Source organism: Pectobacterium odoriferum (assembly GCF_009931295.1).
Lineage (GTDB): Bacteria > Pseudomonadota > Gammaproteobacteria > Enterobacterales > Enterobacteriaceae > Pectobacterium > Pectobacterium odoriferum.
The window spans coordinates 4,715,044-4,730,570 of record NZ_CP034938.1; the positions used below are offsets into that span (position 1 = coordinate 4,715,044).

A 15,527-nucleotide genomic window follows, 5' to 3' on the forward strand; every position below is an offset into this window, starting at 1 on the left:
CCAAAGAGAAAATGGTTATGTTAAAAAACAGCAAACGTCAGTTAAAAGAATTGATAGATACTGTTATAAATGGTAAATCCTTAAATGAATCTTTAATTGACGCGAAAATTCTCGGTGAAATCTTGTCTAATAACAACATTGGAGTTTATAGCTTAACCGAGATTGAGAATTCACTATCCAACAGGTATATTAACGAAATAGATACAGTAATAATGAAAGAAATTTCACCAGTAAGTACTCATGAAAATTTATTTGTTATTTCCCAACCTTATCTCAGTGGTGGTCACACGAGGTTAATGGAGCGTATTTCGTCATATCTAGATGACAAACCAGATTTGATTATTACAAGAAAATCTGGCTATGATGAAAAAATTAGAATGAAGCAATATTTCAAAAATGTAATTTCATATACAGAGGATGAATTTCCTGATGGTATTAATCGTATTTTTGAGGTTGCTAAATCGCTTAGTCAATATAAAAAATTAATACTAAATATTCACCCAGACGATATTCACACTGTTATCTCCTGTGCTTTAGCGAAAAAAATAAACGATAATTTAACAATTTATTTTGTAAACCATTCAGATCATACGTTCAGTTATGGGGTGAGTGTCGCAGATGTTTGGTTTGAAATTAGTTCGCTCGGCCAAAGAATAGACGATAAAAGAGAGTTACATGCTAAAAAATCATTCCTTGGCATACCACTAGACATGGGGAATGCATCAAAAAGCATACTCAATAAATCTAAAAGAATACAGGATGGTGATAGTTTTTTCACTTCAGGCACGTCTTATAAATTTAATAAAAATAAAGAAATCTCATTTAAAGAAATAATATCATTCGTAATGAAAAACTATCCTCAATCTACATTTTATGTAATAGGGTGCGATATTGTTAATGATCCTTGGTGGATAGTGGAAAAAATAAAATATACAAAACGTTTAAAACTGATGGCAAGTATTCCACATGATATTTTTTTGCAGATAACAGAAAATGCATCCGTCTATATAGATAGCCACCCACTCCCCGGAGCTACGGCTTTTCCTGAACAATTTATTTATGGGAAAAAATGCATCGGTCTGACTAGCCCTCTGCAAGGGTACTCTCCTGTAGAACGCCTTAAGAAAAAAAACATAAAAGATATGTTTGAATACATGAGCACATCAGAAGAAATAGATGAAACATATCAAGTACTGAAAGAAATAAACGCTCAAGAGTCTATAAAAAATAGATTTATTGATGCCCTAACAAATAATATCTATGCTGAAAACCTTTGTAATAAGCATCTTTCATGGTCAGGCGATATCAGTTTCCTTGAGAAGGAAAAAATAATGGACTTTCCTATATCAATACGTAGTAAAAACAATATAGCACCAATTTGCTTTAAATATCTTACATTCAAAGAGAAAGCCAATAAGATTTCATATTTAATTTATAAAAAAACCGTAAAAAAGCCCTTTGATAAATTAATAAAATCCTGTTTAGAATATAAACACTCTCGCTAAAGTGAATACCATTAAAGTAAATGTAAGCCAACTTCATATAGCTTTATATTAATATTTATAAAAATAAAAGAGTAGACAGACGGAACGAATCGCTTTCATCGAAAGTTAGTTTATGATGAAAAGGTTCGAGGACTATGAAGCGTGCTTCCCCTGCGCTATAGACTCATTGCCAGAAAAAATCCTATTGAGATAAGTTTTAAGTATGCGCAATATTTAAAACATGTTATTAAATAATATTGGAATAAATTTATGCAAGTAAAAATAATACAGTTACAAACACACGGTGACGACCGTGGTGCATTAGTTGCACTAGAACAAGGTAAAAATATTCCATTTGAAATTAAACGTGTATATTATTTATTTAAAACTAAAGAGGGTGTCAGAAGAGGATTTCATGCCCATAAATCATTAAAACAAATAGCAATTGCCGTTCGTGGCTCTTGTCGTTTCTTACTTGATGATGGCACTGAAAAGGTAGAGTTATTATTAGATAACCCAGCTCAAGGACTTCTTATTGATTCATGTATTTGGCGAGAAATGTATGATTTTACCGATGACTGCGTATTAATGGTGCTAGCCGATCAGATTTATGATGAGTCCGACTACATCAGAGAATATAGCAAATTCAAGTCAGGAGAAACAACACATGGTGTCTGATATATCAAGCAAGACAATTTCCTTAAGGTTAGCTACAACTAGTGATGCTGAATTTATATTTCAACTCCGCGTTAATGATAAATTAAATAAATATATATCATTAGTTGATGGGGATATAGAAAGCCAAAAAAAATGGTTAACCAACTATAAAATAAAAGAAAATAACAATCTCGAATATTATTATATTATTATGAGAAATGATTCCAAACTGCCTATTGGGACAGTCAGGCTGTATGATTTTATAAATCATAAGGAGTCTTTTTGTTGGGGAAGCTGGATTTTGAACGAAAATAAAACACGATCTGCTGCAATAGAAAGTGCTTTATTGGTCTATGAAGTTGGATTTATGCATCTTGGTTTTAAAAAATGTCATTTTGATGTCAGAAAAAACAATATTCGCGTTATTGATTTTCATAAAAAAAGTGGTGCGCAGTTAGTAACTGAAAACGACATAGATTTATTTTTTGTTTATACACACGAAGCTTTTTTGAAATTAAAAGAAAAATATAAAAATTTTTTATGAATTTTTTGGAGACTAAAATGATTGATTTTTTAAACCTTAAAGAGGTTAATTCCCCGCATGAAACGGAGTTAACTGAAAATTTCTTGAGAGTATTAAAATCCGGGTGGTATATTGCAGGTCAAGAGCTTTATAATTTCGAAGAAAAATTCTCAGAATACTGTGAAACAAAGCATTGTATTGGAGTAGCGAATGGATTAGATGCACTCACTTTAACAATCAGAGCATGGAAGGAATTAGGGTGGTTAAGAAAAGGCGATGAAATCATTGTTCAAGCAAATACTTACATTGCATCTGTACTTGCCATTACTGAGAATGATTTAGTCCCTGTATTAGTTGAACCCAGTCCTGTAACCTACAATCTCTTACCTGATACGATAAAAGCAGCAATTACGCCAAAGACTAAAGCTATTTTGCCTGTGCATCTTTATGGTCAAATCAGCCCTATGGATGAAATTATGGCCATTGCCAAAGAACACAATCTTCTTGTTCTTGAAGATTGTGCCCAAGCTCATGGTGCAGTGCTCAATGGTAAGAAGGCAGGATCATGGGGAGATGCAGCTGGTTTCAGTTTTTATCCAGGGAAGAACCTTGGTGCACTAGGTGATGCTGGTGCTATTACAACCAACAATGATGAATTGGCAGATGCGTTAAAAGCACTGAGAAACTACGGTTCACATAAAAAATATGAAAATCTTTATCAAGGTGTAAATAGCAGACTTGATGAACTTCAAGCTGCTTTTTTAACTATAAAATTAAAATACTTAGATGAGAACAATAGCAGAAGACAGCAAATAGCTAAAAAATATTGTACTGACATTATGAACAACTTAATTTCATTACCTCACTTACCAGATTTTTCCAGTGAACATGTATGGCACCTTTTTGTGATCCAATGTGATAACCGAGATAAATTACAAGAATTTCTTTTAGATAAAGGGATTCAGACATTAATTCATTACCCCACGCCTCCACATCTTCAACAAGCTTATCGTGAATTAGGTCTAAAAGAAGGGACTTTACCGATTACAGAGTCCATTCATAATAAAGTATTAAGTTTACCTATAGGGCCAACACTGTCTGATATAGAAGTACAAGCTGTTATTACGGCAATAAATGAGTATCAGGGGTAAAATTACTCTCACAACGATAATGACTCCAATTAGTAGAACATGTGTTTTTCAATGAACCCTCCGATGGCTTTTTCATGCAATTCAATCGAGCGTGAGCAACAGATAGTTTTCAGAGCCAGACGTTTAATACGCATCCTCAATGTCAGGTTGTTACGCTCAATACGTTGCGTGAAGATTTTGCCTGTCAGATGCTTCTCCTTTGGCACTTCTCTGGCATGATAACCCCACTCATCGCTGGTTATCATGCAGATACTAAAAGGACGGGCAGTGACAGTCATTCCTGACAGGTTTCGTCCGTTCGTGGGCCAAACGTGTAAGCCAGTACTCCGCCATATTTTGTGTCATACGCGTACCAGAGCCAGTGTTGTCGCGCTTTTTTTTCCTACAATGTCAGCAACACTGATATAAGACCGCAAATCACCATGAATTTTGTTCACTCCACCCAACATGGGCTTGTCTTAAGGTTCCTACACCAGACGGAGAAGCCACATGTTAAGCAGGGGGGGCTTCTCATGATAAAGCAGATACGTATTCACGACGCACATATTATCGACATTGCTCACCACATCGGATGTTCCGAGCGCACGGTTCGACGACATCTCACTGAAAAAGAAGCTGGCAGACCGTTGCCGCGCGTCACCGACCTCTATGGCAGCAAACCTGCTGGGTGGCACAGCGTGCGTTGAGCGATTATGAGGAATTGCTGTGATGAACGAACTGACAGAACTGATGGTGCGACTGGAGATGGAGCACCTGACGGACGCGGTGGACAAATTACTGGAGCAGGCCATAAAGGAAGAACTTAACGCGCACGGGAAACCCTGGTTCGGGTACTGAGCCATGAATGGAATGGCCGACGGCATAAGGCACTGGAATCCCAGCTTAAACAGGCCCGGCTACCCTGGATAAAAACGCTGGAGCAGTTCGACTTCAGCTTCCAGCCAGGTATCGACCAGCGGGTCATCCGAGAACTGGCCGAGCTGGTGTTCGTCGAGCGCAAAGAAAACGACATCCGTTTTACAAATAGCCTTATCCTCACTAACCCGATAAAATCACCCCAGCGATAACCGATAACAGTAGATCTTATGTTACAAACTCTCTACACCATCATCCTGTATCTCATCCAACCGTTGATTTGGCTTCGCCTGTGGCTTCGTGGCCGTAAGGCTCCGGCCTATCGTCGACGCTGGGGTGAACGCTACGGTTTTTGTGCAGAGAAGGTCAAGCCAGACGGCATCATGCTGCATTCGGTGTCGGTGGGTGAAACACTGGCCGCTATTCCCTTAGTGAGAGCACTACGCCATCGTTACCCCAATCTGCCGATCACGGTAACAACCATGACGCCAACCGGCTCCGAGCGCGTGCGTTCAGCATTTGGCGACACGGTCTATCACGTTTACCTGCCTTATGATTTGCCCTGTGCTCTGAAGCGCTTTTTTGACCAGGTTCGTCCAAAAATCGTCATCATTATGGAAACCGAACTGTGGCCAAATCTGATTGCGGAACTGCATAAACGCGAAATTCCGCTGGTCATTGCGAATGCCCGGCTGTCAGAACGCTCCGCAGCGGGTTACAAAAAGATCGGGAAGCTAATGCGCCATATCTTGCGGCGAATTACCCTCGTTGCCGCACAGAATCAGGAAGACGGAGACAGATTTATCGATCTTGGCCTGAAGCGCTCAAACCTGAAAGTAACCGGCAGCCTCAAATTTGATATCTCCGTGACGCCGGAACTGGCGGCTAGAGCCATTACATTACGTCGACAATGGGCACCACGTCGCCCAGTATGGATCGCCACCAGTACGCACGAGGGCGAAGAAGCGGTCGTTCTGGCCGCTCATCGACAGCTGCTCGACACCTACCCTGACTTATTACTGATTCTGGTGCCTCGCCACCCAGAACGTTTCTCCACCACGCAAATGCTGGCAGAAAATCTGGGGTTCACCTACACGCTACGCAGCAGCGGTGAACAGCCTCCTGCAAACACGCAGGTCGTCATTGGGGACACCATGGGCGAACTGATGCTGTTATACGGCATTGCCGATCTGGCTTTTGTTGGTGGAAGCTTGGTTGAACGAGGCGGACATAATCCGCTAGAAGCGGCAGCGCATGCTATTCCGGTATTGATGGGGCCACACACGTTCAATTTCAAAGACATCTGCAACAAACTCGATCAGGCCGACGGGCTGATTACCGTGACCGATGCAGACTCACTTGGAAAAGAAGTCGGGAAACTGCTCGCTGACGAAGATTATCGTCTTTACTATGGTCGACACGCCGTGGAAGTGTTACACCAAAATCAGGGCGCACTACAGATGCTGCTAACGCTACTGGAACCTTATTTGCCCCAGCGGACACAGTAAAGCAGTGGCTACCTATACAGTGAATGAAGGGCTGACGTGATGACAACCAAAGCGATTTATCCTGGAACGTTCGATCCATTAACCCATGGGCATTTGGATCTGCTGACGCGCGCATCACGACTGTTCGATCAGGTGGTGCTGGCCATCGCTGCCAGCCCGAGCAAGCATACGCTTTTCACATTGGATGAACGCGTCGCGCTGGCGAAGGGTGCGACGCAGCATTTACCGAACGTCGAAGTGGTCGGTTTCAGCGATCTCATGGTGCACTTCGTACAGCAACAAAACGCCAATATTCTTGTGCGTGGTTTGCGAGCCGTTGCCGATTTCGAATATGAACTCCAGCTCGCAAAAATGAATCACCACCTGATGCCCACACTTGAAAGCGTTTTCCTGATGCCATCGGAAGAGTGGTCGTTTATTTCATCTTCTTTGGTTAAGGAAGTGGCTCGCCACGGCGGTGACGTATCACATTTCTTACCCGATGCCATCGTTAGTGCCTTACAGGACAAGCTATCAAAAAAGATGTAGAGGAATTATTTTTTCTTTGAATATAGATAAACCGTAAAATAAAAACGCAGGGCATACCAAAAATCATTAAATGACGTCATTCCCTTGAATAAATTTCCGCCAATGCCCGTCACGATAAATTTTCTAGCTAGCTGCTGCCGAACATCAGGCGATGATATTTTTTTACGCAAAAGCCCAAAAAGATGGCGACTCTCTCGATTAGCATGACGAATTAACGCTTTATTTAAAGTAACGTTATCTTTGTTCTGAGTCGCGAGAGAAATCAGCCCCTGCATGATATCAATATAGCTGTTTGCTCTGCGGGCTATTTTCTCAATTGATGATGACTTTGTGATCGAATGCGTATTACCAACGCGATAGCCATAACTCATTTTTTCACAGAAACCGACTCGCTTGGCTACCAGCGCTAAATTTGCCGTCCACAGAATATCTTCATGCATCATATCTGGAATAAAGTTTAATTTATTCAATGAGATAATATCGCGGCGTATGAGCTGCAACCAGGCAAAGTGGCACCATTCGTTATGTTTTACACCACGAATAATCCATTCATCGCCGCTGATTACCTCACCCCATGACTGTTTCGTCTGAATAGGTTCTTTTATTTCTTGTTCTGGGTTTTCATGAAACTTGAAACCATTACCTATCAAGAGATCGAGGCGTTGCTCCTCAGCTTTTCCAAACCATGTCGATAGCGTGTCTTTTTCCAACCAATCATCGCCATCAACAAATGCAATCCACTCTCCATTCGCATGCCGAATTCCTGTATTTCTCGCTTCAGATAACCCTTTATTTTCTTGGTTTACAATAACCAAATTCGTAACCGATTTTCCTATCTCATTCAATTTCACAAGGCTGCCATCGGTGGAACCATCATTGACCGCAATAATTTCAAAAGAGACATTATCCTGAGCAAGCAATGACGAAAAAAGAGGATCAATGTACTCTTCGCAGTTATATATAGGAACAATGACGCTAATATCCACACGACTCATAATGCCCTCTGAAAATTTTTATATTTAGGCTATAAAAACTAAAAAAGAAAAATAGGATTACTTCTGACAGCGGCGACAGAAAAATGTGCTGCGCTGCCCATGCTTCGCGGTTTCTATCGGCGTTCCGCATGTCCGACAAGGTTCACCGTTGCGGCCATAGACTCGCAGCTCCTGCGCGAAATAACCGGGTTTGCCATCTGATTGCAAAAAGTCACGCAGCGTCGTACCTCCCTGCTCAATCGAAAGCTGTAGCACCTGTTTAATCACACGAACCAATATAGCTGCATCGTTTTCATTTAACGATCCGGCCGTTCTGTCAGGATGGATACCCGCCGCAAACAGCGATTCGCTCGCGTAAATATTGCCTACGCCGACGACGACTTTGTTATCCATAATCCACTGTTTGATTGCCGTCTTTTTACCGCGTGAAGCCTGATAAAGATAATCTGCAGAGAATTCCGCCTCTAACGGTTCTGGCCCGAGATGCGCCAATACCGAGCAGGTTTCCAGATTATCCGTCCACAGCCAGGCACCAAAGCGCCGAGGGTCGGTATAACGCAGCACCTTACCGCTGTCCATCACCAAATCAATATGATCGTGCTTCTCCGGCTCGCTATATTCCGGCAACACCCGCAGGCTGCCAGACATGCCGAGATGCACAATAAGCCAGCCGCGGGTAAGCTCAATCAGCAGATATTTTGCCCGCCGGCGCACGCTTACGACTGGCTCATCGCTCAGTGAAAGGATCTCAGCCGATACCGGCCAGCGCAGGCGCGTGTTCCTCACTTCCGCATAAAGGATGGTGTGACCAACGAGATAAGGGGAAATACCCCGACGACTGGTTTCAACCTCAGGTAATTCGGGCATATTCTCTCTCTGGGGAGTCTCTCAATTATTGCAAACGCTGCCAAAATGAATATTTTCGGCCATGCTGCTGTTTTAGCTGTTCCTGATAATCCGCCCATTCCAATAGTGGTGCATGGCTTGTTATCCGAGAAGCCAACTTATCCAACTGACGATAATAATTTGCTGCATGGTCGTATGCCTTACTCCGGCCAGAAGATAAAATATCGTCGAGTAGCAGACGATAGCAAACTACTTCAGCTAAAGGGTATTCTGCATCATGAAATTGCTCTGCCCACCCCAACAATACGCCGAAGAAGACATTGAGTGATTCCCAATGGGCAAGCAGTTGTGCTGATGCTTGCCCATAATCATTCAGTGCCAATAACGTATCAATTCTGGATTCAACATCTTCCATCGCCAACGCATGGGTAGCCGCCTGATTCTGTAACGTTTCTCGTTCCGTCTCATCTTGCAAGACTGCAACCAGTGCTTGTAGCCGAGTATAATCAGGACGTTGCCGATAGGCCTCGCGCCGTAACGCAAGGAGTGTGTCTTGATCGCCAAGCTGAACGTAGGCTTTATCCAGCAATGCCTGCCGTTTGTCCTCGGCGTAATGCTGGAAAGGTTCCGATAGCCACTTCAGCGCCGACTGCGCTTCATTGATCGACAGGCAGAATTCCACAATGTGGAGCTTTTGCAATTCATTAGGATTTGGAGAGCCTAAAAGTGTAGCGCGCTCAAAGAGCGTGACATCTTTCAGAACTTGTGCCACCCCAGAAATACCGAGAGTGGCATGCGCAGCACGAAAGTTATATTTCTTTTGCGGTGCAGAGACCAAGGCGGCAGCATATTCACGTTCAAAGTCCTGCGCCAGTTGCCGCAACTCTGGCTCGGTAAGTAACGTGCCACTTTGTGCAATCAAATCATCCCACACGGCATAATCGTTCTCATCATGCCGTTTTCTTACCTCATCAGGCCAATTCCACGTCTTTCCACCTTGTGCTCGCCACTGGCTGGCTGCCTTAACCCATACCGAAAGCGCCGCCGCATATGCATCACCAATAGCTCCATCGGAATCATCCGCTCGCTCATAAACACGAGCATGCGTGGACATCAGTGCATCAATCAGTGCAAATGCTTTTTTCGGTGCGTCGTCGATCAGATAGCCGATATCACCAACCAGCGCCTCAAGCTCCATAGCAAAGCCATGGCTCTGATAATAATCAATAAATCGTTTACCACGAGCAATAGATGCAATACGTTCTTTCAGCAATTTTTCCTGCTTCACCGTATCCTGCCGATACAACAGCGCTTCAATACGCTGGTCTACCTTTGGATCTAAACCATAAATCGCTTCGATCAAAAGTAAGAGTTGCGTCTGTGGTGTCGCTAACAAAAGCTGGTGCAATGTCGAGCCCATATTTTCATTACCGGATGGTTGTAGAAGCCAGAGCCCAGAAAATTGGCATAATGCAAAAAGGGATACAAGAGGAATAATTAGAAAATAAGTTCAAAAAAAACCCAGCCAAGGCTGGGTTTTCATCAAGAAGCAGAAATTACTTAATTTTAGCTTCTTTGTAGAGTACGTGCTGACGGACAACTGGATCGAATTTCTTCAGTTCCAATTTTTCCGGCTTAGTACGCTTGTTCTTCGTAGTGGTATAGAAGTGACCAGTACCAGCAGAAGAAACCAGCTTGATCTTCTCGCGAACACCTTTAGCCATGATTCAGTTCCTTAATACTTTTCACCACGGGCACGTAGATCGGCCAAAACCGTCTCAATACCCTTCTTGTCGATAACACGCATACCTTTCGCAGATACGCGCAGCGTTACAAAGCGTTTTTCACCTTCAACCCAAAAACGGTGTGAGTGCAGGTTCGGCAGAAAACGGCGTTTGGTCGCATTCATTGCGTGGGAACGGTTATTACCGGCCACCGGACGCTTGCCAGTAACTTGGCAGACTCGGGACATGTCTATTCTCCAAAAATCAAATCAGCTCGAGCTTCGTATAGGGTTTGGCCGCCTCGTCAGGCTTTAGAGCCCATCTCAGCAACTTCACTGAAAAGACTCTGTCATCAGGATAAACCTGCTGAGATAGGCTCTTAACGCCACACCCAAGATTCTCAAAGGTGGCGTAGTATACGCTCTGAAGCGTAAGTGCTCAAGTCCCGAACAGCTAAAGATCCCATTGGATCGCGGAAATATCTGTCAAATCCAGCCGCGCTCGGCAAAAGAAACATATTCACCCTGCCCAATGACTAAATGATCGAGCACGCGGATCTCCAATAACAGGCACGCTTTGACAATCTGTTCGGTTATCGCACGGTCAGCCTGACTCGGCTCCGCTTTTCCCGACGGATGATTATGCGCCAGAATCAGCGCTGCAGCATTCACCTTTAGCGCTTCACGCACAATTTCACGTGGGTGGACTTCCACGCTGTTAATCGTACCAACAAACATCTCCTGATGGCGAATAACGTGATGCTGATTGTCTAAAAACAGGACTAAAAAGACCTCGCGTTCACGTCGAGACAAGAGAAATTGCAAATATTGCCCCGTCGCTTCTGGGTTTAGCATGGCATCTTCTTTCGCCAGACGAGAGAAAAACAGCCGCCGCGACAGCTCTGAGATCGCCTTGATCTGCGTATATTTTGATATCCCCACGCCTTTAGCATTCTGAAACGCTGACTGATCGGCCATCATCAGTTGATAGAGTGACCCGAAGTGCGCCAACAAGCCCTCTGCCAACTGCATCACATGCACGCCGGGTAACCCTGTGCGTAAAAAAATCGCCAACAGTTCGGCATCCGTCAGCGATTCCGCCCCTAAGCGCACCAGTTTTTCACGCGGTGCCAATCCCTTTTCCCAGCCCATCAGCCTCTCCCTGTACCGCTCGACGGCATCATGTCACGCCAGAAAAAACAGGACGATATCTGCGATAAAAAGCTGCGAAGCGCTTCGCAATCTTCTTCGGAAAACCGCAGCAGCAACCTTAAGATTCCTATCTGGCCTCAAGGTTATGGTAAAATGGCGCATCTTCTGACTTTCAATCGGACCATGATGATGACGGAATTTTCCAGCCTGAATGCACTCTCCGGCAAACGAATCGTGCTGGGTATCAGCGGCGGCATCGCCGCGTATAAGTGCCCGGAACTGGTGCGACGTCTACGCGATGGCGGAGCTGACGTACGAGTTGTCATGACTTCTGCCGCTAAAGCTTTCATCACTCCGCTGACGCTGCAAGCTGTCTCCGGCTACCCAGTATCAGACGACCTGCTCGACCCCGCGGCGGAAGCTTCAATGGGCCACATCGAGTTGGGGAAATGGGCTGATTTAGTCATTCTCGCCCCAGCGACTGCCGATCTGATCGCACGAGTCGCTGCTGGCATGGCGAATGACCTGCTGACCACGATCTGTCTGGCAACATCCGCCCCTATCGCCGTTGTCCCTGCGATGAATCAGCAGATGTATCGCGCAGAGCCCACGCAGGACAACCTGCGCACGCTGGTCGCCCGAGGTTTACCGATCTGGGGGCCGGATAGCGGCAGTCAGGCGTGTGGCGATATTGGGCCAGGCCGCATGATCGACCCGATGGACATTGTTGGGCTGGCGCAGCGTCATTTTTCTGCCATCAACGATCTGCAACATCTGAACATTCTGGTCACCGCTGGGCCAACGAGAGAAGCGCTGGACCCAGTTCGCTTTATTACCAACCACAGCTCTGGGAAAATGGGCTTTGCTATCGCGCAGGCCGCTGCCGCTCGTGGCGCTAAGGTTACACTGGTAAGTGGCCCTGTCTCACTTGCCACACCGCAGGGCGTCATGCGTATTGATGTCAGCAGCGCGTTGGAGATGGAGCACACGGTGATGGAGCATGCGGCTCAGCAGCATATTGTGATCGGTTGTGCTGCGGTTGCAGATTATCGTGCTAAACACATCGCTGATGAGAAGATTAAAAAACAGAATCAGCAGGGCGATGAAATGACTCTCACTCTGGTCAAAAATCCAGATATTATCGCCGGTGTCGCAGCCATGACGAAAAATCGTCCTTATGTTGTCGGGTTTGCTGCCGAAACCCAGAATGTGGAAGAATACGCCCGACAAAAATTGGCGCGTAAAAAGCTGGATCTGATTTGCGCGAACAACGTCTCTCTTTCCGGGCATGGTTTTAACAGTGAAACCAATGCGTTACACCTTTTTTGGCAAGGTGGTGACACGCCGTTACCGCAGTGCGACAAGCGTCTACTTGGCCAAAAATTAATCGACGAGATTATCAGCCGTTATGATGAAAAAAATCGACGTTAAGATTGTTGACCCACGCGTTGGACAGCAATTTCCGTTACCAACCTATGCCACTCCGGGTTCTGCTGGGCTCGATCTGCGTGCCTGTCTGGATCAGGCAATTGAACTCAAAGCAGGCGAAACAACCCTGATCCCAACCGGGCTGGCGATTCACATTGCCGATACCGGGCTGGCGGCGGTTATCCTGCCCCGCTCCGGGCTGGGCCATAAGCACGGCGTGGTGCTGGGGAATCTGGTGGGGCTGATTGATTCGGACTATCAGGGACAGTTGATGGTTTCCGTCTGGAACCGTGGTCAACAAACGTTTACGGTTGAACCGGGCGAGCGTATCGCACAGATGGTTTTTGTGCCCGTCGTTCAGGCCGAATTCAATCTGGTCGAAGATTTTGTCGGCAGCGAACGTGGAGAAGGCGGCTTCGGCCACTCCGGCCGTAGCTAACGCGATCCAGCCACCCATAGTGTAAAAATTCCTATAAGCCACAGCGCCGACTCAAACAGGAATGGCGACTGTGGCGCTAACGGGTGCTTGTCAGTCAAATATTTAGCAAGGGTCTTTTCAGACATGGCAGAAAAAGAAAATACGAAAAGGAATCGCCGCGAGGAAATTTTGCAGGCGCTGGCGCAGATGCTGGAATCCAGCGACGGTAGCCAACGTATCACCACGGCAAAATTAGCTGCGAACGTCGGCGTGTCCGAAGCGGCGCTCTACCGGCATTTCCCCAGTAAAACGCGGATGTTTGATAGCCTGATTGAATTTATTGAGGATAGTCTGACCACCCGCATTAACCTGATTCTGCAAGACGAAAAAGAAACGTTTAATCGTCTTCGTCTGATTTTGCTGCTTATTTTAGGGTTTGCGGAACGGAACCCGGGTCTGACTCGCATCATGACTGGCCACGCGCTGATGTTTGAACAGGATCGCTTGCAGGGGCGTATTAACCAGCTGTTTGAGCGTATTGAATCACAGTTGCGTCAGGTGTTGCGCGAGCACAAGCTACGCGATGGCAAAGGTTTTCAGCATGATGAAACGCTGCTGGCTAGCCAGCTGCTAGCGTTTTGCGAAGGGATGCTGTCGCGCTTCATTCGCTCTGAATTCCGCTATCGTCCGACGCAGGAATTCGACACCCGTTGGCCGCTGCTAGCTGCACAATTGAACTAAACGCCGCCCTGAGATATTAAAACCCGCCAGATATTTCTGGCGGGTTCCTGACTCACACGTTAAATCCCGTACTGCTCACGATAGGCTTTCACCGCATCCAGATGCGCTGCCATCTCTGGTTTTTCCGCCAGATAAGCAATCAAATCCGTTAGCGTGATAATCGAAATCACCGTGCACTGATAGTCGCGTTCCACTTCCTGAATCGCGGATAGTTCGGCGCGGCCGCGTTCCTGACGATCCAGCGCAATCATCACACCGGCCAACGTCGCGCCGTGTGTACCGATGATCTCCATCGATTCGCGAATCGCGGTACCGGCCGTAATCACGTCGTCCACCAGCATCACGCGGCCCTGTAAAGGGCTACCGACCAGGCTACCGCCCTCGCCGTGATCTTTAGCTTCTTTGCGGTTGAAGCAGTACGGCAGGTCGCGATCGTGGTGTTCTGCCAGCGCCACCGCAGTGGTCGTGGCTATCGGAATGCCTTTGTAAGCCGGTCCGAACAGCAAATCAAATGCTACGCCGGAATCCACCAGCGCTTCTGCATAAAAACGCCCCAGTAAGGCCAGATCGCGCCCGGTATTAAACAGCCCAGCGTTGAAGAAATAGGGACTGATACGCCCGGATTTCAGGGTGAACTCGCCGAACTTCAATACCTGCTTGCTGAGTGCAAACTCAATAAACTGGCGCTGGTAGGCTTTCATTACTGCATCTCCTCGTCTTCAGATATAAAAAAAGCGACCAATTGGTCGCTTATAAAATCAATCGATTAAGGCCGCTTTCTGCGCCTGAACGATGGTATCAATTCCCCCTCGGGCTAGCGCCAGCAGGGTGAGCAATTCTTCATGGCTGAACGGCTCGCCTTCGGCCGTCCCTTGCACTTCAATCATGCGGCCGTCTTCGGTCATGACCACATTCATGTCGGTTTCCGCAGCGGAATCTTCCACGTATTCCAGATCGCACAGCGCTTCGCCGTTCACGATGCCGACGGAAACGGCGGCGATCATGCCTTTCATCGGGTTCTTTTTCAGCTTACCCTTGGCAACCATCTGGTTCAGCGCATCGGCCAGCGCCACGCAGGCACCGGTGATGGACGCCGTACGCGTGCCGCCATCCGCCTGCAAGACATCGCAGTCGAGCGTAATGGTGTATTCGCCGAGCACTTTCAGGTCGATTGCCGCACGCAGGGAACGTGCAATCAGGCGCTGAATCTCCAGCGTCCGCCCGCCCTGCTTGCCTTTAGCGGCTTCACGGGCGTTACGGCTGTGCGTCGCACGCGGCAGCATACCGTATTCGGCGGTGACCCATCCTTGCCCCTGGCCTTTCAGAAAGCGCGGAACACCCTCTTCTACCGTGGCATTGCATAACACTTTGGTATCGCCAAATTCGACTAAAACGGAACCTTCAGCGTGTTTCGTGTAATGACGGGTGAATGTAAGGGGGCGTACTTGCTGTGCACTTCGGCCTGTTGGGCGCATGGCTCATCTCCGGTGGATCAATGAAAACTGGCGCGTATTATAC

Annotated in this window: 18 protein-coding genes and 2 pseudogenes; 11 read left to right on the forward strand and 9 right to left on the reverse strand. The window is 46.2% G+C overall.

The annotated features are described in order from the left end of the window. Positions 1-17: 17 nt before the first annotated feature. From EO763_RS21240 to EO763_RS21255, 4 genes are all read left to right on the forward strand, one after another. Positions 18-1,505: a hypothetical protein gene (locus EO763_RS21240; protein ID WP_161530127.1), complete on the forward strand. Its 1,488-nt coding sequence runs from the start codon at positions 18-20 to the stop codon at positions 1,503-1,505. Between the two features lie 249 nt (positions 1,506-1,754). Beyond that, positions 1,755-2,162 (forward strand): sugar 3,4-ketoisomerase, encoded by a 408-nt coding sequence (locus EO763_RS21245; RefSeq protein WP_161530128.1) that lies wholly within the window; start codon positions 1,755-1,757, stop codon positions 2,160-2,162. Next, the gene (locus EO763_RS21250; protein ID WP_161530129.1) at positions 2,152-2,685 is read left to right on the forward strand and encodes a GNAT family N-acetyltransferase; all 534 of its coding nucleotides are present in this window, start codon (positions 2,152-2,154) and stop codon (positions 2,683-2,685) included. The genes EO763_RS21245 and EO763_RS21250 overlap by 11 nt, the downstream gene beginning before the upstream one ends. A 17-nt stretch (positions 2,686-2,702) precedes the next feature. Further along, a complete protein-coding gene (locus tag EO763_RS21255; protein ID WP_161530130.1) occupies positions 2,703-3,815 on the forward strand; it encodes a DegT/DnrJ/EryC1/StrS family aminotransferase in 1,113 nt (370 codons plus the stop codon). 29 nt (positions 3,816-3,844) lie between these two features. Here the strand turns inward: EO763_RS21255 and EO763_RS21260 are convergent. Beyond that, a pseudogene (locus tag EO763_RS21260) lies at positions 3,845-4,191 on the reverse strand (IS1 family transposase); the annotation flags it as partial. Between the two features lie 136 nt (positions 4,192-4,327). Here EO763_RS21260 and EO763_RS23330 point away from each other — a divergent pair. The 4 genes and pseudogenes from EO763_RS23330 (at position 4,328) to coaD (ending at position 6,706) form a co-directional block, all read left to right on the forward strand. Next, on the forward strand, positions 4,328-4,501 hold the full coding sequence (locus EO763_RS23330) for a hypothetical protein (protein WP_167521828.1): 174 nt from the start codon (positions 4,328-4,330) through the stop codon (positions 4,499-4,501). A 22-nt stretch (positions 4,502-4,523) separates the two neighbouring features. Then, a pseudogene (locus EO763_RS21265) lies at positions 4,524-4,828 on the forward strand (ATP-binding protein); the annotation flags it as partial. A 72-nt stretch (positions 4,829-4,900) separates the two neighbouring features. Further along, entirely contained in the window at positions 4,901-6,178 is a 1,278-nt protein-coding gene (gene waaA / locus EO763_RS21270; RefSeq protein ID WP_039483094.1) for a lipid IV(A) 3-deoxy-D-manno-octulosonic acid transferase, read from the forward strand. A gap of 39 nt (positions 6,179-6,217) precedes the next feature. Beyond that, positions 6,218-6,706: a pantetheine-phosphate adenylyltransferase gene (gene coaD, locus EO763_RS21275; protein ID WP_161530454.1), complete on the forward strand. Its 489-nt coding sequence runs from the start codon at positions 6,218-6,220 to the stop codon at positions 6,704-6,706. A 5-nt stretch (positions 6,707-6,711) separates the two neighbouring features. Here coaD and EO763_RS21280 read toward each other — a convergent pair whose 3' ends face one another. The 6 genes from EO763_RS21280 to radC all read right to left on the reverse strand — a co-directional run bounded on the left by EO763_RS21280 (position 6,712) and on the right by radC (position 11,422). Then, a complete protein-coding gene (locus EO763_RS21280; protein ID WP_161530131.1) occupies positions 6,712-7,701 on the reverse strand; it encodes a glycosyltransferase in 990 nt (329 codons plus the stop codon). Between the two features lie 57 nt (positions 7,702-7,758). Continuing rightward, a complete protein-coding gene (mutM, locus tag EO763_RS21285; RefSeq protein ID WP_161530132.1) occupies positions 7,759-8,568 on the reverse strand; it encodes a bifunctional DNA-formamidopyrimidine glycosylase/DNA-(apurinic or apyrimidinic site) lyase in 810 nt (269 codons plus the stop codon). Between the two features lie 25 nt (positions 8,569-8,593). Then, positions 8,594-9,967 carry a DUF6880 family protein gene (locus EO763_RS21290; RefSeq protein ID WP_161530133.1) on the reverse strand — a complete coding sequence of 458 codons (1,374 nt, stop codon included), beginning with the start codon at positions 9,965-9,967 and terminating at the stop codon, positions 8,594-8,596. A gap of 136 nt (positions 9,968-10,103) precedes the next feature. Then, a complete protein-coding gene (gene rpmG, locus EO763_RS21295) occupies positions 10,104-10,271 on the reverse strand; it encodes a 50S ribosomal protein L33 (protein WP_002208990.1) in 168 nt (55 codons plus the stop codon). Between the two features lie 11 nt (positions 10,272-10,282). After that, the gene (rpmB, locus tag EO763_RS21300) at positions 10,283-10,519 is read right to left on the reverse strand and encodes a 50S ribosomal protein L28 (RefSeq protein ID WP_039278630.1); all 237 of its coding nucleotides are present in this window, start codon (positions 10,517-10,519) and stop codon (positions 10,283-10,285) included. A gap of 237 nt (positions 10,520-10,756) precedes the next feature. Further along, positions 10,757-11,422 carry a RadC family protein gene (radC, locus tag EO763_RS21305; protein WP_161530134.1) on the reverse strand — a complete coding sequence of 222 codons (666 nt, stop codon included), beginning with the start codon at positions 11,420-11,422 and terminating at the stop codon, positions 10,757-10,759. Between the two features lie 153 nt (positions 11,423-11,575). On the opposite strand from radC, the gene coaBC reads away from it, so the two are divergent. The 3 genes from coaBC (at position 11,576) to slmA (ending at position 14,009) form a co-directional block, all read left to right on the forward strand. Continuing rightward, a complete protein-coding gene (gene coaBC, locus EO763_RS21310) occupies positions 11,576-12,853 on the forward strand; it encodes a bifunctional phosphopantothenoylcysteine decarboxylase/phosphopantothenate--cysteine ligase CoaBC (protein WP_161530135.1) in 1,278 nt (425 codons plus the stop codon). Further along, entirely contained in the window at positions 12,831-13,289 is a 459-nt protein-coding gene (gene dut / locus EO763_RS21315) for a dUTP diphosphatase (protein ID WP_010285710.1), read from the forward strand. Before coaBC ends, dut begins: the two co-directional genes overlap by 23 nt. A 123-nt stretch (positions 13,290-13,412) precedes the next feature. Further along, positions 13,413-14,009 carry a nucleoid occlusion factor SlmA gene (gene slmA, locus EO763_RS21320; RefSeq protein ID WP_005967978.1) on the forward strand — a complete coding sequence of 199 codons (597 nt, stop codon included), beginning with the start codon at positions 13,413-13,415 and terminating at the stop codon, positions 14,007-14,009. Between the two features lie 59 nt (positions 14,010-14,068). On the opposite strand, the gene pyrE is transcribed toward slmA, so the two are convergent. Then, the gene (pyrE, locus tag EO763_RS21325; protein WP_161530136.1) at positions 14,069-14,710 is read right to left on the reverse strand and encodes an orotate phosphoribosyltransferase; all 642 of its coding nucleotides are present in this window, start codon (positions 14,708-14,710) and stop codon (positions 14,069-14,071) included. Between the two features lie 57 nt (positions 14,711-14,767). Continuing rightward, on the reverse strand, positions 14,768-15,484 hold the full coding sequence (rph, locus tag EO763_RS21330) for a ribonuclease PH (protein ID WP_102117023.1): 717 nt from the start codon (positions 15,482-15,484) through the stop codon (positions 14,768-14,770). Between the last annotated feature and the right edge of the window lie 43 nt (positions 15,485-15,527).